An 18,229-nucleotide genomic window follows, 5' to 3' on the forward strand; every position below is an offset into this window, starting at 1 on the left:
GTTAAATTTGCAGTATAAAATTTTGCGCGGCTAGAGCCGAAACGACCGAATTTTAACGCAAATTTTTTCGGCGCGGGATCAAACAGACCTACTCCGCGCCTTTGAAATTTTAAAAACCCTTCAAAGCAGCCGCGGCTATTTATTGCGCCAAAATTTACCGCGTGCGCGTTCAACCCCGATTTCGCGCCGTATCTCTCGCGCCAAGAATGAAATTTTGTGGATAAAAATTTAGAATTTCTCTGCGCAGATCGTACGGGCAAAAAAGACACCGAAATCGCGCTCGCACGCCGCATACGAACTATGCAAATTTTAAAAATTTTCAAATTTAGCCGCGGATTTTTCAACGCTCCGTCCTATTCGGTCACCGGAAGCGGCGGCATATCGGCGTTTATATCGACTTTAGGCTCGCTAGGCGCGATGGGTACATCCTTCGGCACCTCGCTATCTACCGGCGGCTTTTGCAAGGTGTCCTTTTTCTCGTCATCGCAGCCGCCCAAAGCAAGCGCGCAAACAAAGATCGCGCACGCAGCAAAAACGCGCATAAACCCCGAGCCAAATTTAAAGAAATTTCTCATCAGCAATCCTTTGGATAGATGATTTTTTCGCCGCGCAGCAGCTTTTGCCAAAGCTCCGGCTGCCTCCACTCCTCGCGCACGGCTGGCGAGAATTCTATCTCTTCCAGCGCGATCTCGCCCATCTGCGCGTTGTAGGCATCCTCGCGGAAGCACTGCGCATAGCCGGTCGCGGTTTCGTGTACGATGACGCTGTGAAGCTTTACTTCGCGCTCGCCGTTTTGCATCTGAGTTAGGCTCAAAAGTCGGTCGATTAGAACGAAAAAAATTCTACAAAACTGCTCCGCGCTCGGATTTAGCGGTATCTGCACCCAGCGCGCGCTGTGTTTTTTAAGATCCGCGATATAGCTCGTATCATCACGCGCGTAGATCGTCACGGCGTGGTCAAAACTATCGATAAGCTCGCGGATACCGAGCTTCATGTAGCCGAAGTCATATACCATCCCCGCTTCATCCAAAAAATTTGAGCTAAGCAAAATTTCACATCTGTAGGAGTGACCGTGGATGCTCGTGCGACACCGCTTCGAACCGCACAGGCGCACGATGTGAGCGTTTTCGAATTCGTATAATTTCCTAATTATCATACCCCGTCCTTCTCGCCCCAAATTCTAATGTGCAGGCGATCGGAGTAATTATAGCCGTTTTTTAGGCAAAAATCCACGCAAAATTGCGCGGCGCTTTCCAGCTCGCGACGATCTGCGCCGCGCGGCATACAATAAACCTCGCCGCCGCACGCCGCTAAAATTTCGGCGATCTCGGGCTGCGCGTCAAACTCGGGCGAGATCACAAACTTGTAAAAGCTATCTTTTGCGTTTTGCCTTAAGCTTCGTAGCGCAGCGAAGCTCAGCCTGCATTCGCGCGGCTCGGCGGAGTTTGAGAGCTTAGGCGAGATCGCAAAAACGCAGCTTTTGTAAGCGGGGAATTTTTCAAAATCCACTAAAATCGTGCCGTTGGTTTCGAAGTGCACCGCGTATCCGCGTGCGAGCAACTCGCAGACGAACTCGTAAAATAGCGCCTCCTTGTGATGCAACAGCGGCTCGCCGCCGGTGATAACGATGATCGGCTTTTGATGAAGTTTAGTGCTCTGCGGTGATGCGGAGCTTTGCGGATTTAAATTTGAGGAATTCTGCACTGCGAAATTTAAAGAATTTTCGCTCGTTAAATTTAAAGAATTTTTTGCGTTACCGTTTAGGCAGGGAGGCGTTTGTGCGGCGGTGGAATTTAACGTATCGCTTTCAAAAAAAGACTCGGCGGCGCAAAAACCCGGTGCAGAGCAAGCAGGTGCGAAACAGGACGAACCTGATAAATTTGGAATTTTATTCAAAAGCTGCGCTAGATTTAAAATTTCTTCGTGCTCGAAGTGATTTGTAAAAACCGCGCGGATCGTATCGCAACCGCGCAAGATCTTGCCGGTCTTTGGCGAAACGCGCTCGCCGCCGAAGCCCTCGCAGCGCAGATTACAGCCCGCAAAGCGAAAGAAAAACGCGAGCCTGCCTGCGTATTTGCCCTCGCCTTGGATACTTAAAAAGCTCTCTACGAGCCTCATCCGCCCGTCTCGTAAAATGCACGGCTTGAAATTTCATTCGAAGCATCCGCTTGCCAGCGATTTTTTTCGGGCTTATTCGCTAAAATTTTAGCCAAAATTTCGGCGGCTGCGGCGATGTCGCCCTCTTTGACCGCCTTTTTGATACTTAGCGCATCTTCGAAGTAAAGACACGGTATCAAAAGCCCCTCGGCGCTTAGTCTGATGCGGTTGCAACTCTCGCAAAAATCGTGCTTGTGCGGATCGATGATACCGAAGGTGTAGCCGTCTGCTAGCGCGTAAAGCGACGCGGGCGAGCTCTGCAATTTCGGCAGAGCGGTAAAGATAAATTTACGCCTTAAAATATCTAAAATTTCGTTTGATTTTAAGCCTGTAAGATCGCCGGCATGGGTGTTTTCCATAAATTCTATGAAGCGAATCTGACAGTCCTTCTCGCGGGCAAATTCCAGCAAATAAATAAGCTCGTCGTCGTTGATCCCCTTTAGCACGACGGTGTTTAGCTTGACTTTTAGTCCCGCTTCAAGCGCGGCATCAAGGCCTTCTAAGACGTTATAAAGCACGCCGCGCTGAGCTATAAATTTAGCCCGCTCCGGACGCAGCGAGTCAAGCGACATATTGATGCGCTTTAGCCCCGCATTTTTCAAGGCGCGCGCGTAGTTTTTAAGATAATATCCGTTGGTAGTAAGCGCAAGATCGATACCTGGGGCGTAATCCGCAATCATCTTTATAAAATCTTCGATCCCCTTTCGCACCAGTGGTTCGCCGCCGGTTATGCGGATCTTTTTCACGCCGCCGTCGATCGCAACCTTGACGAATAAAAACATCTCCTCAAAGCTTAAAATATTCTCTCGCGGCACCCAGTTAAACGGCGTAGCAGGCATACAATATCTGCATCTGAAATTGCACCGCTGCGTAACTGAAATGCGCAAATAATCGATCGTTCGTCCAAATTTATCAATTAGCATATTTTGCCTTAATATCAATTTGCGGCGATTATATAAAAAACAAAGCGATTTTGCAAAATTTTATTTTTATATTACTCCGGCTATTTTCTTACCGAGCCAATGAGCTCTTTAAGCTGATCCAGAAGCGGTCTGATCTGCTTTTCTACCCGCTCGTCGATCATCGTAGGCACTACATCTAGTCTCTGCTCTATCGTCTCGTCGATTACGTCGGCAATCGCGTTTATATCGATATTAGGAGCGACTTTGTCGCCCGAATCGATCATCTCTTTTAGCTCCTCGACCTTCTTTTTAAGCAGATAGTTTTCCTGCATAGCGTCGGTTAGCACCTGATCGAAGCGCTCGAATTTTTTATCCGCCTGCTTATCCTTAAAATATATGACGAAAAACATCAAAAATATAACGACGCAAAGTCCTAAAATGATGATAGTGTTAAGATCCATAGGGGTTCCTTAAAATAAATTTACAAAAATAAAAGCGAAAAACGCAATGCCCAAATAGCCGTTGAGCGTGAAAAACGCACGATCGATCTTGCTAAAATCTTTCTGCACGATCTTATGCTCGAAGTACAGGATCGCCGCGCACGCAGCCACACCAAGATAGGCAAAAAAGCCTAAATTTGCCGCCGCGCAAAACAGTAGCCAAAAAAGCACCGCCACGGCGTGAAAAATTTTGGAGATAAACATCGAGGCTTCCTCGCCGTAAAGCGCAGGAATGCTGTAAAGCCCAGCCGTGCGGTCAAATTCCATATCTTGAAGCGAATACAACACGTCAAAGCCGCCTACCCAAAATACTACTCCAAAGCACAGCAGCACCGACCATAGCGGAATTACGCCGCTAACGGCGATCGCTCCGGCAATCGGCGCAAGCCCCAGGCAAAAGCCTAGCATTAAATGCGCGGTTTCGCTAAAGCGCTTAAAATACGAATACCAGCCCAATGCCGCTAAAATCGGCACCGAAAGCTTAAACGCCAAAGGATTTATAAACGCCGAAACCGCTACGAAAACCACCGCGTTTGCAATGATGAAAAGCAGCAAATTCCCGCGTCCGATCCGTCCGTCCACGCTGGGGCGCGAAGCGCAGCGCGGATTGGCGCGGTCTATGTCCTCGTCCAAGTAGCGATTTAGCGCCATTGCGAAGCTTCTCGCGCTCACCGCGCATAAAATCCCTAAAAAAAGCAACTTCCAGCCGAACCATACCGAGCCGTTTTGCAGCTTGCTCGCAGTAATCATCGCCGTAAAGATAAACGGCAGCGCAAAAACCGAGTGTTTAAAAACTATTAATTCGTTGATGTCGGATAAAATTTCTTTAAATTTAGCCATTTCGCCCCTTATTTTGGGCACCATTGTATCAAAAAAAAGTAAGAATAGCTCTAAATTTGATATAATTTGAACGAAAAATTTACGAAAGGAAACGCCTTGAGCCAAAATCAAAACTCGCACGCAAGCCCGCAGATCGCGATTATCGGCACCACCGCAAGCGGCAAAAGCGATCTTGCGCTAAGCATCGCGCGCGAGACCGGCGCCGTGATTTTGAGCCTCGATTCGCTCTGCATTTACCGGCAAATCGATATCGCAAGCGCCAAGCCAAGCGAGGAGCAGCTGCGCAAGATCAGGCACTTCGGCGTAAATTTAATCTATCCAAACGAGTACTTCAGCGTCGGCGAGTTTATCAAAGAATACGCCTACGCGCGGGCTTTTGCGGGGCGTAGCGGCGCGCCCTTGATAATCACGGGCGGCAGCGGGTTTTATCTAAAGGCGATGCTAAGCGGACTGGCGCCGAAGGTTCCCGATTTTAAAAGCGAAATTTCAAACGATGAAATTTACGCCCTAGCGCAGCGGATCGATCCGGAATTTGCCGCGAAATTTAGCGCGGCGGACAGCTTTCGGTTAAAAAAATGGCTAAGCATCTATAAATTTTGCGGCGAGGCGCCGAGTAAATTTCTGCGCGAAAACACCGCCCCGCCCGTGATTTCGGATATTAAAATTTTTGAGATCGACGCGCCTAAGCAGTGGCTTACGCAGCGCATCGAGGCGCGCACGAAGGCGATGTTTGAGCGCGGGCTTTTAGAGGAGGCGGAGTTTTTATTCGCCCGCTATGGTGCAGAGTGCAGGGCGCTAGGCTGCATCGGGCTAAAGGAGTGCGGGCGGCTTTTGCGCGGGCAGATCTCGCGGGCGCAGTGCGAGCAGCTCGTAAGCCTACACACGGTACAGCTTGCAAAGCGCCAACGTACCTTCAACCGCTCGCAGTTTGCGGATAAAATTTCGGCGCCGCTCAAAAGCTTATATTATGAAATTTTAAAAACTTTAACTTGACATTTGGCTCTACTTAAAATTCTTTGATTTTTAAAACGCTATGCAATTTATTTATTGATTAGCTCCGCTATTTTTTCGAACCACCCTTTTATTTCATCAAAAGCATCAAGCTCTTCAAGCATTTCTCTTGTGAGTTGTTTTGAAAGCTTGCCGTTTAAAATATCCTTGATTGCCTTTTCTGTTTTTGCTTCGTGCATCCTACTTGTTATAAAAGACGGAATATCCTCAACATTGTAATCGGCTATACCGGATAAGTCTATCCCAAATTCCTTCTCAATTAAACTTTTATGGATGTAATTTTCCATTTCTCTTTTTTGAGTTTTTATAGCACATGACCCATCTTTCCTTGAATTTATTTTATCTATTTCTTCCTGATATTTATTCGTATTTCTACCAGAATTTAAATCGCTATCGTATATATGAAACTCTATTATATTTGAATCTTTAAGATAATTCCTGTCTACCCAGTTTTCTAAATTGCCTCCATGCAATGGTATTATGCTTATTTGTTCTTCTTTTAAATCTATAATATTTTTAAAATCTCCTATGTGCTGATTAATATTTAGTAAAAATTTTATGTCATTTTCTCCTTCAACAAAAACTACAACTTTATGCTTAAAGAATGGGTGAATTCCTAAAGTATCGGATATCGCTTTAAGCTTATTCTCAGAATTATCTATAGTAGCAATATCATTATCTTTACTAATCAATATTAGATTTTCTATTCTAACCATTTTTGCTATTTCTGGAGTATGGGTTGTGAGTATAAGTTGGTAGTTATCTTTATAAGATAGTTCTTTTAATGCTTCTATAAGCATTTTTTGATGATTTGGATGCTGTGCGGTTTCCGGTTCCTCTATCGCATAAATTATATCCTTGTCCTTATTTTCATCACTACCTAGCTTTCTTTCGGCTTCGGCCCTGAAATAATTTAATAATACCATTCTTCTAAAACCGCTTCCTCTTTTATTTAAGGCAATCCCATTGTCGCTTTCCAAACTAAATGAAAATAAAGTATCTAGGCTTTTATTACTAATTTGGGGTTTTAAAGAATTTGTATTTTCTAGCCCCATTTCCCTCATTTTATCTATTGTCTCGTTGCCTATTCTTGTTAGTTCCTCTTCTAATTGACTTTTTATCATATTAAATTGTTCTTCAAATTTAGCTACGGCTATTTTTGTTGCACTTTTTAAGGGATTCTGTATATCGGCATCGCTATCTTTATTTGCTCTATCGCTCTGAAATAAAAAATATAAAGGCAACCATTTTTTTAACTGCTCCCATATGGCTTTGGCATCTTCTTTCGTTATATTAATTTTTATTTCTTCGAATTCATTGCTCGCCTTGCCATATAACGCCTTTCTTATTTCAGCATTAGTTCGTTTATCTATATCTTTAACCTCTTCTTCATTAAATTTCTCATGTAGTTTCTTTTTTTAAGTCAGTAATTTTCATGTTAATTAGAGGCTCATTGGAGTATTCCTTCGGATACTGCGCTTTTATAAATACTTTTTCCTTTTGTAATTTTTCATTTTTGATTTCAAATTCTTTTACTATCTCTAAAGAGTTATCGTTATTCAAAAGATGTTCATCTCTCAATTTTGTTTTATTAGAGGCATCTATTAAAATTTCCTTTTCACCATCAACCATAAATTCTGCACCTATAATAATTGTATCACCTTCAGAATTCTTACTAAAATCGGTCATATCTATTTTTATTGTACCGCCTTCAAGAAAAATATCCAAAGCTTCTAATATAGTAGATTTTCCTACATCATTTTGCCCAATGATAACATTCATACTTTTATCAAAAAGTATTTTTACATCTTTATACGACCTAAAATTTTTCAATATTAAACTTTTTAGTTTCATTTAATTTCCTTTAATAATAAATTTATATGGCGCTATAGCGCAACTCTATGCAACACTAAAACTCTAATACCCGCTTAAAAAGACGAAATTGTTTACCGCACCGGTTAGGAATTTTACTAAAAACGGCGCCAGCACGCATGCCACGCTAGCTAGCACGACGGCAAATTTTATCTGCACCGAGACCGCGCTCAGCGAGCCGTCAAGCTCCGCGTCCTCCCGCGGCTCGTGCAAAAACATACGCACGATAAGGCGCAGGTAGTAATACAGCGCGAGCGCGCTATTTACCGCCATGATGACGGCGAGAGCGAAGTAGCCCGAATTGACCGCGGCGCTTAGCAGATACATCTTGCCCCAAAACACGCTAAACGGCGGAATGCCCGCAAGCGATAGCATAAAGATCGCTGCACATAGCGCAAAAAGTGGATGAGTGCGGATCAGCCCGTCAAATTTCTCAAACGGATGCTCGAAGCGAGCCGCAAACTTAGAGCTTTGCGGGCAAATTTTAGCGCCTGGCTCGCAAGTTTTAGTGCCGAAAAGGGTCGCTTCCGCGCCAGACTCGTTTTCTTTGGAATTTTGCTCGCCTGCTTTAAAGCTCCACTCTCCGCAAGCTAAATTTTGTCCGTTCTCGCCTAAATTTAACTTGCTAGTAGAACCTAGCTCGTGATTTTGCGAAAAAGAAAGCTTTGCGTTTGAGATAAAATTTCCCTCATCCTCGCCGTTTGCATTTAAATTTAAAGCGGGGCTTTGGGTTTTAAATTTTAAATTTAACGAGCGCGCGCGCCTTTGCCGTACGCACCAGATGAATGCAAACGCCCCGAGATTCGCCACGGCGTATAGGATCCAGTAGGTGAAAAGCGCCGCGTTTGCCTGCGTAGAGCCAATCACGATCGCGCAGAGCACGAAGCCCGCGTGCGAAACGGAGCTGAAGGCTAACATCCGCTTGACGTCGCGCTGCACTAGTGCCATGAGGTTCGCCAGGCTCATCGTAGCCACCGCTACGGCGTATAGCACGATGTTTAGCCACTGCACGCCGATGCTTCCCAGCGCTTCAAACAGCCTGATCGCCACGACAAAGCCCGCGATTTTTGGGACGACGGACATAAAGCCCGCCATAGCCGAGCTCGCGCCCTCGTAAACGTCGGGCGTCCAGGTATGAAACGGGATCAGCGAGAGCTTAAATCCTATCGAGACGATCATAAATGAGCAGGCGGCGAAAAGTAGGATGCTGGTTTGTAAATTTGAACTCTTAGCGATCTGCGCGATGTTTGAAATTTCCATAGAGCCCGTCGATAGAAAAAACATCGCCGCGCCGAATGCGAAAAATCCGGATCCCAGCGCACCCATTATGAAGTATTTTAGCGCCGCTTCGATTGATCTGGCGCGATTATGCAGCGCGATTAGCGTATAAAGCGCTAGCGAGCCCGTCTCAAGCCCCACGAGAATCATCATTAAGCTTTCGCTCGCGACCATAAACTCATAGCCCACGAGCACGAATAAAAACAGCACGAAAAACTCCGCAGTGTGGTACTCGTGCGCGCTTCTTGCACCCAAAGACAGAAAGATGAAAAATATCGAACCTGCGAGCATGATAAGCATCGATAGCGTCGCGATTCCGTCCACCAGCATCACGTCGAAAAGCCCGCGTATGCCGCTGTTGTATCCAAAAACGAGCCCGAAGCCAAGAGCTAGTGCTAGTATCGTGATGACGGCGTAAAATTTATACGATAGCGTGCGCGCAAAAAGCGAAACCGCGAGCATCAGTAGGGCAAATCCTCCGAGTATCGCCATAGGCGCGATCGAGGCTAAATTTAAAAGATTATTTTGCATCGCTTCTTACCTTAAAATTTGCTTTTTCCATATAGGCGCGGGTCGCGGTTTGCGAGGCTTTATTAAACATCAGCTCAAGGCTTTGCGTTACGCTAGGCTCGATACTCTTTAGCATCAAATTCGGCGCTACGCCAAGCGCTACCACCAGCACGCAGATCGGGATGATAGAGCAAAGCTCGGTTCTGTTTAGATCGCTTAGCTTTTTATTTTCCTCATGCACAAGAGCGCCGAAGAAGGTCTTTTTATAAAGATTCATCGAATAGATCGCGCCCATTATGATGCCGAGTCCGCCCAAGAGCGCATAGCTAAAGCTTATTTTAAAAATTCCTGCAAGGCTTAAAAATTCTCCCACGAAGCCGATCGTAAGCGGAAGACCTATCGAGCCTAACAGCACGACGCAAAAACAAAACGCATAAAGCGGCATCACCCGCGCAAGCCCGCCGAACTCGCTGAAAAGCTTCGTGTGCCTGCGGTCGTACAAAAAGCCTACGAGCATAAAAAGCCCGCCGCTTACGATACCGTGGCTGATCATCAAAAATACCGCGCCGCTAATTCCTTCGCGGCTCATTGAAAAAATTCCTAGCATTATGACGCCCATATGCGCGATCGAGCTATACGCGATTACCTGTTTGATATCCTTCTGCGCAAAGGCGATAAAGCTCGCGTAGATGATCATAATGATCGCTACGGCACACATCATCCCGCTAAAATAGACGCTCGCATCCGGAAATAGCGGCAGCGAAAATCGCACGAAGCCGTAGGTGCCCATCTTAAGAAGCACTGCGGCAAGCAGAACCGAGCCTATCGTAGGAGCCTGTCCGTGCGCGTACGGAAGCCAGGTATGAAAAGGGAAGCAAGGCGTCTTGATCGCAAAAGCGACCGAAAATGCCAAAAACAGAGGAATTTGCGTGCTAAGCGGCAGCGATAGGCTCTGCCAGTCTAGGATATTAAAGCTATATTCGCCCGTAGCCTCGTGATAGAAATAGCTCATCGCTACGAGTCCTACGAGCAGAAACATCGAGCCTAGGAAGGTGTAGATGAAAAATTTTACCGCAGCGTAAATTCTCTTGCCGCTGCCCCAAGCGCCGATGATGTAGAGCATCGGAATAAGTGAAAGCTCCCAAAAGATGTAAAACAAAATCGCATCTAGCGCCACGAAAACGCCCACCATCGTCATCTCTAAAAATAGAATGCAGATAATTAAATTTTTGGCGCGCTCTTTAATGCTTAGACTAAGTAGCGCTAAAAATGTAACCAGCGTGCTTAGGATCACCAAAAACAGCGAAATTCCGTCCACACCGATGAAGTAGTTGATGCCGTATTCGCTTATGAAAGGATGCAGCACGCTAAATGCGATGCCGTCCACCGGCTCGTAGAGTATCCACAAAACGAGCGAAAGCACGAACTCTATAAAGCTCATCGTAACGGCGTAGGTCTTGATGCTCGCTTCGTCGATCAAAAAGCCCAAAACCGCAGCTACCGCCGGAAAAAATATAACCAAACTTAAAAAGTATTCCATGCCCACCTCACAGCGCAAACGCCAAAATCAGCAAAATGAAAGATCCCAAAACCATCCACCTTAAATTTGCGCTCAAATCTCCGCTATTGCTTACGCGATCCGCACCCTCGCCGCTTTTTACCGCGATGCGAGCGACCAGATCGACACTAGCGTCTATGATCGCGCCGTCGCATTTAGCGCAGATCTCGCTAAGCCTTTCGTATCCGCGCACGATCACGCGCTCGTAAATTTGCGGGATAAAATACTGCGCGATCAAAATTTTATAAAATTTGCAGTTCTTTAAATTCGGGCTAAATTTACCCTTGCCGTATGTCCAAATCGTGCCGATCGCTACCGCGCTTATCATCGCTAGCGTTATGGCGATCAAAATTACCTCTACGCCGTGCGGGATCGAAGCTTTAAAGCCCGGTAGTATGCTAAGCACGAACTCCGCAAAATCGTGCTCGAAAAAGCCCGCGATCACCGCAGGCACGGCTAGCACGCCCATCGCGATAAGGGCAAAGCCTTTCGCCTCGTGCGGATGGTGGGTAAATTTTTGCTTGCCGAAAAACACGAGCATTATTAGACGCACGCTGTAAAATGTCGTCATCGCAGCGCCCGCAAACAGCAGCGCCCAGATAAAATACGCGTCCGCGCTCCACGCCGCTTCCAAAATTTTATCTTTTGAAAAAAAGCCCGCGAACGGATAAAATCCGCAAAGCGCAAGCGAGCCTATGCACATTAAAATCGCCGTCGGTCGCATAAACTTATATAATCCGCCCATATTTTGGATATTTAGATCGTCTTTCATCGCGTGCATTACGTTACCCGCTCCCAAAAATAGAAGTGCCTTGAAAAACGCGTGCGTCGCCAGATGAAATAGCGCGATCCAATACGCCCCGAGCCCCGCGGCTACGAACATATAGCCAAGCTGCGAAAGCGTGGAGTAGGCGATGATTTTTTTAAGATCGTTATGAACCAGCGCCATCGACGCCGCAAAGACCGCCACGAAAGCGCCCAAGCAGACGATAAAGCCGCTTACTTCGGGCGCGAGCGCGAAAATCGCGTTTGCACGGATCACCAGATAAACGCCAGCCGTAACCATCGTCGCTGCGTGAATAAGCGCGGATACGGGCGTCGGACCCGCCATCGCGTCGGCAAGCCAGGTATGGAACGGAAACTGCGCGCTTTTGCCCATCGCGCCGATAAATAAAAGTGCGGCGATCAGGGTTAAAATTTCAGGCTCCAAGCTCGCTGCGTTAGCAAATACCACCTCGTACCGCAGCGAGCCGAAATTTAAATAGATCAGAAAAATTCCAAGCAACATTCCAAGGTCTGCGATGCGGTTCATTATGAAAGCTTCGTTGGCGCACCAGCTGTAATTGCTCCTATCATACCAAAAGCCTATTAGCAGCCACGAGCAGAGTCCGACCCCCTCCCAGCCGATGAAAAGTCCTAAAAAATTATCGCTCGTTACCAAAACCAGCATCGAAAAAACGAAAAGCCCCAGGAAGCTGAAAAATTTAGCGAAGTTTTCGTCATCCCACATATAGTAGATCGAATACACGTGCACGACGCTGGAAACTATGCCTACGACCACCATCATTACCGCACTTACGCTATCTATGAGAAAGCTAAATTTTACGTCCAAAAATCCGGTGCTTATGAAATCAGCTAAGCTTACGCTGATTAGGCGGTTGTCAGAGACGAGCTCCATCAAAGCAAGCGACGCGATAGTACTTAAAATCACCAGCGCCGAGCAGACTACGCCAATAAACATCTTATCTTTGGCGCGAATGAAAACGCCTGCGAAGATCGCCGAGGCAAGCGGTGCGAAAAGGGCGATTAAGAGCCATACAAAAACGGTATCAAGCATCCGGCCCGTCCTTAGAAGGATTTTTAAAATTTACGAAGCTGTCAAGTTCAATGCTGCCCGTTTTCTTATACCACAAGATGAGCAGCCCAAGCCCCACGGCCATCTCGCTCGCGGCTATCGCTACGATGAAAAGCGCAAAAATTTCGCCGTTTATATTGTCGTAAAATTTCGCCACGGCGACGAGGGCTAAATTTGCGGCATTTAATAAAATTTCGCTCGAAAAAAAGAGCATTATCAAATTTCTTCGCTTCATCATACCCGCAAGCCCGAGCCCAAACATCATCGCAGCAACGATCAGATAGTGATTTAGACTCATTTTATCTCTCGCTCTCTTCGTAGCTCAGGCTCGCGTCCATCTGCTTATGCGCAAGCACGATAGCGCAGATCATCGCCACGAGTAGCATCACGGCTGCAAGCTCGAAAATCGCCAGATATTTCGTAAAAATAATCATCCCAAGCGCCTCGGTATCGTCGGTGTTTAAAATTTTAAGCGTTTCTACGTTGTTCGCGACCACCGCGCCAAGCACGATAATCACGAGCAAAAATGCGATCACGCCGCTAAGCGCGAAAAATAGCCTTGCCCCCTTTTTCGGTTCGCTTACGTTTTTATCCGCGCCCAAAAACATCAGCGCAAAGCCGTAAAGCACGATCACGGCGCCAGTGTAGACTATGATCTGCACCACGCCTAAAAACTCCGCATCCAGCAAGAAGAAAAATCCGCTCATAAAGACCATGCCGCCGGCCAGCGCGCTAAGGGCGTAAAGAACGTTTTTGCTAAAAACGCTGATGCCGAAAAGCGCCAGACAAACCGCGCTGAAAAAATAAAATGCAAGCGTTTGTATCATTGCTCCTCCCCCTGCGCGGCAGAATCTTCTGCGCTTTGAGAGGCGGAATTTTCTTTGGAATTTCGCGCCGAATCAAGCGTAGAATTTTCAGCGTCCGCGGCGGAATTCTTTTTGGAATTTACCTTAGATTTTTTGCCTCTAGTGGCGGAATTTTCCGCGCCTTGCGGAACGGAATTTTCCTTAGAATTCTCCGAAGAATCGTCGTTTGTAGCGGAATTATTTTTAAAATTTTCCGTAGAATCGCCGACAGAATTTTCAGCATGCGACACAACGGAACTCTCTTTAGAATTCTCCGCCAAATTTTTACTATCCGTAGCGGAATCTTCGGCGCTCTGAGAGACGAGATTTTCTTTGGAATTTCGCTGTGAATCAGGCGCGGAATTTTGAGCGTCCGTAACGGAATTTTCTTTAGAATTTTCGGTGTCCACGGCGGAGCTTTCCTTTAAGCTTGCCCGCCCGATGTCTTGCCGCTCAGCTAAAATTTCGCCGCTTAAGCCCGCGCCCTTTGAAAATAGAATTTTATCGCTAGCGGCGCCCTCTTTTTTAGAGCTTTCCGCGGCGCTATTTTTTAAATTTGAATCCGCGCTCTTTAAGTTTGGCTCGTCACTTGCGGCGTCGCTTTTTATATAGGCATTCGGCGTCACCTTGATCCGCGCGCCTGCGTTTTCATCCAGGCTGCCATAGCCCGCAAACTCCTGCGCCGCGCCGTTTAAACATAAATTTTCGCCGCGGATCAAAAGATCCTCTTTGAAGCCGTAGTAGGCTCGCTGTTCGCTAGCAAGCTCATATTCGCAGCCGTGCACGATAGCGATCTCGGGGCAGACGTCCGTGCAGAGCCCGCAATAGACGCAGCGCCCTAAATTTATCGAGTAGTTATCTACCTTTTTGCGGCCGTCGCTGCCGAGGCTGGTCTCCATCGCGATGCAGTTTGCTACGCAGATCTTCTCGCACAAGCCGCATCCGATGCAGCGTTCGCTGCCGCTTTCAAGCAGGCGCATAAGCTTATGCACGCCGCGATATCTAGGCGGCATGACAAATTTTTCCATAGGATATCGAAGCGTATGCGAGCTGCCGCGCTTAAACATATTTCGCAAAACGACCCACAGCCCCACGAAAAGCTCGCCGTTAAAGGTGCGGGCTAGGAATCTGCGAAGCTTATCGCCGCCGGATTTAATAGGGGCTCGTTTATCGATCTGGGCGTATCTTGCCATCGTACCCTCCTTAAACGATCGCTAGCGCGGTAATTAGCACGCAAGCAAGAGCTAGCGGCATGCAGACTTTCCAGCAAAGCCCCATCAGCTGATCGGGGCGCAGATGCGGCCACGCCGCGCGAGCCCATAGGAAGCAGAAAAACACGAGGCTTGATTTTAATACCATCATAACGCCGCCAGGGATAAACCAAAACGCGTTAAATCCGCCTAAAAACAGCAGCGTCGTAACGACAGAGTAGGTTATGATATTGGCGTACTCGCCGATAAAAAACATACCCCAGCGCATGCCAGAATACGCCGTACCCGCACCCGCTACGATCTCGGTTTCGTTTTCGGTAAGGCACAGCGGCGTGCGGTTGCACTCTACGAAGGCGGCGATGAGAAATAGCGCGAAACAGACGGGCTCTTTCCAGATAAACCACTTGTCGATGCCGCCGCTTTGCGCGCTTACGATGTCGATGAGCGAGAGCGAGCCAGTGATCATCACGATAGGGATCAGGCTAAGCCCGTTTATCACCTCAAAGCAGGTGATCTGCAAAAACGCGCGAAACGCGCCTATAGTGCCCCATTTATTGTAGCTTGCAAGCCCTCCGATCAGCAGTCCGTAAACGCAGGTGCCGCTAGCTCCGAGTAAGAACAAAATTCCCACATTTATATCGCTTAAAATCGGCTGTATCGTCCGCCCGCCGATAGTAAACTCCGGTAGCAGCGGCACCACCGAAAGCGCCACGAAAGCTCCCGTAGCCGATATGATCGGCGCGATCTTAAAAAGAAGCTTATTCGCCCGCGCAGGGATAGCGTCCTCTTTGGTAAAAAGCTTTATCATATCCGCACCCACCTGCAAAAGTCCCATAGGTCCAACCATAGAAGGTCCGATCCTGCGCTGCATAAAGGCAAGCACCTTACGCTCGGCATAGGTCGCAAGCCCCGAGAGCAGCGCGATGACGGCTAAAATCACGAGCGCCTTTAAGACGGTGGCTACGAAATAAAATGCACTATCGCTCATCTGCCCTCTCCTTTGGAATTTGAAATTTTCTCGATTTTTACAATGGTGTAGCGCGAGGTTTTGAAAAATATCTCGCCGCGAAGTTTCTCATCAAAATACGGCAGATACGCCCCGCTAAAGCCTGGATCGATCTTTACGCTAGCGACGATTTCTCGGTTTAAGCTTACGAACCCCTCCGCGCCGCTTTCGCTGTTTTCATCACCGGCAGTATCGGCTTTACGCGCGCAGCTAGAGCGATCCGCTTTTTTCGCATAACCGGCGCCGCCCTTGTCGCTTTCGTTGCTAGCAGCGCCCGTTTTACGCACGCAGCTAGTTTTTTCATTATGCCCCACATCGTCTGCTTGGTAAATTTTAACGACGTCGCCTGCGCTCACGCCCAAGTTTTCGGCGATGCTAGGGTTTAGATACAGTGCGCCCACTTCGCCTAGTCCGTTGCTTGCGCCGCTAAATTTATTGAATTGATGCAGCGGATTCGCCTCATAGATTAAAATTTCGCCCTCGCCTGCTCTAAGCGGCGCGGAAGGCGAAATTTCAAATTCCTCCTCGCTAGTGGCAAACTCCTCATTTCGCAACTCATATCCGCGGTGATTTGCGCCGCCGTTGTCGTAAAAATTTTCTAAATCGTCAAATTTAACCTGCTCAAAATCTGCGCCCAAGCTTGACGTATAGCTGATCGCGTGTTCCGCGCAAACTCCCAGCGCACAGGCGATATCGTTTAGCTCGTATCCGCCGTAATCAAGCGCCGCATTGGTAGGCACTACGCGCTTGTCGTAGTTCGTAAACGTACCCTCTTGCTGCACCAAGCTAGGCGCGTCTAGATCGGCTTCCAGCACGCCAAAGCTTATATCGCCCGCTTCGTTGTAGCCTAACGTCTCGCCCGCGCTCATTTGCGCGCTAAGTTCACAGATGAGCGCGACGCCAAGGCTGTTCGTGCGCGGCGGCACCACTAGCACTTTTAGCGGCGTGTAGCGCTGCACCAAACCCGCTAGGCGCGCGAGCGCGGCGCTATTTGGCGTGCGGATGAAATCCTCGCCGATGATGAGCGAAAAACTCTCCTTTTTAGCCAAAAGCTCATCCACTTTCTGCTCGTCCAGCCCGAGCGTGCGGGCGAAATTTGAAATTTTACTTTCCGTAACATCTTCGGAATTCTGCGCGGAATTTTTTGCGGGATTTTCAGCGCCATCCGCGCCTGCGGAATTTTCAGTACCGCTCGCACTCGCAACGTTCTCAGCGCCATTTGCCTCCGCAGAATTCTCAAGATTTTGCAAATCTGCGGGTTTCTCGTCTAAATTTTGCTTCGCCGCGGCGCGCGAAATTTCAAATTCCGTCGCGAGTTTCTCATCCAACCATCCAGGCAGATCGCGTCCGAATTTCTGCAAGATCCAAAGCAGGATCTGCGCCTCCAAGCCCGCGGCGTGTGGCTGATGGATGAAATTTTTACAAAAGCTCTTAATTCCCTCGTCGCAAAACGGATGAAAACAGATCCCGCCTGCCTTATTTAGCTTGCAGGCGCTGTTTACCGCATAGCCTAGATTTGGAGCGTCGCTGCGCAAAAATGTGCCGCAAACGACGATGAAATCGCTATTTTTAATCGTCTGCGAATCCGCATTATAAAATTTCGTGCCGCTAAATTTCGAAAATTCGCGCAGGAATTTTTGATACGCAAGCGCCTCATCGTTGATCAGAGCGAGCTTAAATTTTTGCCGCAAAAGCTCTAAAATCCGAGCTTCTTCGTTGGTGATGAAACTATTAAATTTAATATTTTTGATCTCGCCATCCTCGATACCGCGCACGATACGGCTAAAAACCGCTTCGTTTTTGCTCGCCCGCTCGTTTGAGAAATCCCAGCCGAAGCGCGCTCCTGCATGCAGGACGCTAAAATTTATGTCGCTGCTAACGCGATAAATTTTTTCACGCGGCTCGCCTATGCCGCGGCGCTTGATCTCGTAATAAAGTAGCTCGCAATCGCTGCTGTGCGGGTTGGAAGCGGGGATTTGACGCAGCTCCCAGGCGTTTGAAACGTATTTAAACGCGCTCTCTACCAGAGCCCCCGTCGGGCAGACCGCCGCGCTCTCGCCGTAGTTTACGCAATCATCCTCATCGTTGATCCGCGCGATTAGGCTTTTTTGCAGCTTGTTCCATACAGCGTAGGCGTCTTTGGGCATCGCGTCCTTTTGCTCCTTACTTAGCGCGTCTCCGCCGCGCGGAACGAGCTTAAACGCATCTACGCCCAAGCGGTCCTTTGCGGCGGTGATACAGCGCTCGCAGACGATGCAAAGGCTAGGATCGTAGCTCAAATATCCCCAATCCTGCACTTCGCGCGCCGTATCGTGGATAGCGTAGCTTTGGGTATTTGTGCGCATCAGATGGGCTAAATTTTGAAGCTCGCACTCGCCGCTTTGATCGCAAACCCCGCACGCCATAGGATGGTTGATGCAATAAACCTGCGTGATCGCCTCGCGCTCGGCATCGATCTCGGGGCTGCGGCTATAGATGACCATGCCGTCTTTGGCTTTGGCGTTGCAGCTATAGACACGCTTGCCGTCCGCTTCGACCATACAAAGTCTGCATGCGAGCGTCGGCGTACCGCCGCTTAGATAACAAAGCGCTGGGATAAAAACGCCGCAGCGACGCGCGACCTGCAAGATATACTCGCCCTCGTCGCACTCGCAAGCTTTACCGTCGATCGTGATCTTTGCCAT

General features: G+C 48.0%; 17 protein-coding genes and 1 pseudogene. 1 reads left to right on the plus strand and 17 read right to left on the minus strand.

Annotated elements, in window-relative coordinates:
• Nucleotides 1-353: 353 nt before the first annotated feature.
• The 7 genes and pseudogenes from QZ176_RS02740 to mqnP form a co-directional block, all read right to left on the minus strand.
• Nucleotides 354-575, minus strand: a complete 222-nt coding sequence (locus QZ176_RS02740; protein WP_295151082.1) for a hypothetical protein — start codon at nucleotides 573-575, stop codon at nucleotides 354-356.
• Nucleotides 575-1,156: a 6-carboxytetrahydropterin synthase gene (locus QZ176_RS02745; protein WP_295151083.1), complete on the minus strand. Its 582-nt coding sequence runs from the start codon at nucleotides 1,154-1,156 to the stop codon at nucleotides 575-577. The genes QZ176_RS02740 and QZ176_RS02745 overlap by 1 nt, the downstream gene beginning before the upstream one ends.
• Nucleotides 1,153-1,896 (minus strand): hypothetical protein, encoded by a 744-nt coding sequence (locus tag QZ176_RS02750; protein WP_365951450.1) that lies wholly within the window; start codon nucleotides 1,894-1,896, stop codon nucleotides 1,153-1,155. Before QZ176_RS02750 ends, QZ176_RS02745 begins: the two co-directional genes overlap by 4 nt.
• Nucleotides 1,876-2,118, minus strand: a pseudogene (locus QZ176_RS02755) (7-carboxy-7-deazaguanine synthase QueE); the annotation flags it as partial. The pseudogene QZ176_RS02755 and the gene QZ176_RS02750, both read right to left, overlap by 21 nt.
• Nucleotides 2,115-3,080: a GTP 3',8-cyclase MoaA gene (gene moaA, locus QZ176_RS02760; RefSeq protein ID WP_295151084.1), complete on the minus strand. Its 966-nt coding sequence runs from the start codon at nucleotides 3,078-3,080 to the stop codon at nucleotides 2,115-2,117. The gene moaA and the pseudogene QZ176_RS02755, both read right to left, overlap by 4 nt.
• A gap of 80 nt (nucleotides 3,081-3,160) precedes the next feature.
• Nucleotides 3,161-3,520 carry a hypothetical protein gene (locus tag QZ176_RS02765; protein ID WP_295151085.1) on the minus strand — a complete coding sequence of 120 codons (360 nt, stop codon included), beginning with the start codon at nucleotides 3,518-3,520 and terminating at the stop codon, nucleotides 3,161-3,163.
• A gap of 9 nt (nucleotides 3,521-3,529) precedes the next feature.
• Nucleotides 3,530-4,399 carry a menaquinone biosynthesis prenyltransferase MqnP gene (mqnP, locus tag QZ176_RS02770; protein WP_295151086.1) on the minus strand — a complete coding sequence of 290 codons (870 nt, stop codon included), beginning with the start codon at nucleotides 4,397-4,399 and terminating at the stop codon, nucleotides 3,530-3,532.
• A gap of 96 nt (nucleotides 4,400-4,495) precedes the next feature.
• Here mqnP and miaA point away from each other — a divergent pair, with 96 nt between their 5' ends.
• The gene (gene miaA, locus QZ176_RS02775; RefSeq protein ID WP_295151087.1) at nucleotides 4,496-5,392 is read left to right on the plus strand and encodes a tRNA (adenosine(37)-N6)-dimethylallyltransferase MiaA; all 897 of its coding nucleotides are present in this window, start codon (nucleotides 4,496-4,498) and stop codon (nucleotides 5,390-5,392) included.
• Between the two features lie 47 nt (nucleotides 5,393-5,439).
• Here miaA and QZ176_RS02780 read toward each other — a convergent pair whose 3' ends face one another.
• The 10 genes from QZ176_RS02780 to QZ176_RS02825 form a co-directional block, all read right to left on the minus strand.
• On the minus strand, nucleotides 5,440-6,783 hold the full coding sequence (locus QZ176_RS02780; protein ID WP_365951452.1) for an AAA family ATPase: 1,344 nt from the start codon (nucleotides 6,781-6,783) through the stop codon (nucleotides 5,440-5,442).
• A 28-nt stretch (nucleotides 6,784-6,811) separates the two neighbouring features.
• Nucleotides 6,812-7,264, minus strand: coding sequence for an AAA family ATPase (locus QZ176_RS02785; RefSeq protein ID WP_295151088.1), 453 nt, complete (start codon nucleotides 7,262-7,264; stop codon nucleotides 6,812-6,814).
• A gap of 63 nt (nucleotides 7,265-7,327) precedes the next feature.
• Nucleotides 7,328-9,091: an NADH-quinone oxidoreductase subunit N gene (locus QZ176_RS02790; RefSeq protein ID WP_295151089.1), complete on the minus strand. Its 1,764-nt coding sequence runs from the start codon at nucleotides 9,089-9,091 to the stop codon at nucleotides 7,328-7,330.
• Nucleotides 9,081-10,610: an NADH-quinone oxidoreductase subunit M gene (locus QZ176_RS02795; RefSeq protein ID WP_295151090.1), complete on the minus strand. Its 1,530-nt coding sequence runs from the start codon at nucleotides 10,608-10,610 to the stop codon at nucleotides 9,081-9,083. Before QZ176_RS02795 ends, QZ176_RS02790 begins: the two co-directional genes overlap by 11 nt.
• 7 nt (nucleotides 10,611-10,617) lie before the next feature.
• On the minus strand, nucleotides 10,618-12,465 hold the full coding sequence (nuoL, locus tag QZ176_RS02800) for an NADH-quinone oxidoreductase subunit L (RefSeq protein WP_295151091.1): 1,848 nt from the start codon (nucleotides 12,463-12,465) through the stop codon (nucleotides 10,618-10,620).
• The gene (nuoK, locus tag QZ176_RS02805; protein ID WP_295151092.1) at nucleotides 12,458-12,781 is read right to left on the minus strand and encodes an NADH-quinone oxidoreductase subunit NuoK; all 324 of its coding nucleotides are present in this window, start codon (nucleotides 12,779-12,781) and stop codon (nucleotides 12,458-12,460) included. Before nuoK ends, nuoL begins: the two co-directional genes overlap by 8 nt.
• Nucleotide 12,782: 1 nt before the next feature.
• Nucleotides 12,783-13,310, minus strand: a complete 528-nt coding sequence (locus tag QZ176_RS02810) for an NADH-quinone oxidoreductase subunit J (RefSeq protein ID WP_295151093.1) — start codon at nucleotides 13,308-13,310, stop codon at nucleotides 12,783-12,785.
• Nucleotides 13,307-14,521: an NADH-quinone oxidoreductase subunit NuoI gene (nuoI, locus tag QZ176_RS10415; RefSeq protein WP_365951444.1), complete on the minus strand. Its 1,215-nt coding sequence runs from the start codon at nucleotides 14,519-14,521 to the stop codon at nucleotides 13,307-13,309. The genes QZ176_RS02810 and nuoI overlap by 4 nt, the downstream gene beginning before the upstream one ends.
• Nucleotides 14,522-14,531: 10 nt before the next feature.
• Nucleotides 14,532-15,527 carry an NADH-quinone oxidoreductase subunit NuoH gene (gene nuoH / locus QZ176_RS02820; protein ID WP_295151094.1) on the minus strand — a complete coding sequence of 332 codons (996 nt, stop codon included), beginning with the start codon at nucleotides 15,525-15,527 and terminating at the stop codon, nucleotides 14,532-14,534.
• On the minus strand, nucleotides 15,524-18,229 hold the full coding sequence (locus QZ176_RS02825) for an NADH-quinone oxidoreductase subunit G (RefSeq protein ID WP_295151095.1): 2,706 nt from the start codon (nucleotides 18,227-18,229) through the stop codon (nucleotides 15,524-15,526). Before QZ176_RS02825 ends, nuoH begins: the two co-directional genes overlap by 4 nt.

Origin of the sequence: uncultured Campylobacter sp. (assembly GCF_905373215.1) — a bacterium.
Classification (GTDB): domain Bacteria; phylum Campylobacterota; class Campylobacteria; order Campylobacterales; family Campylobacteraceae; genus Campylobacter_B.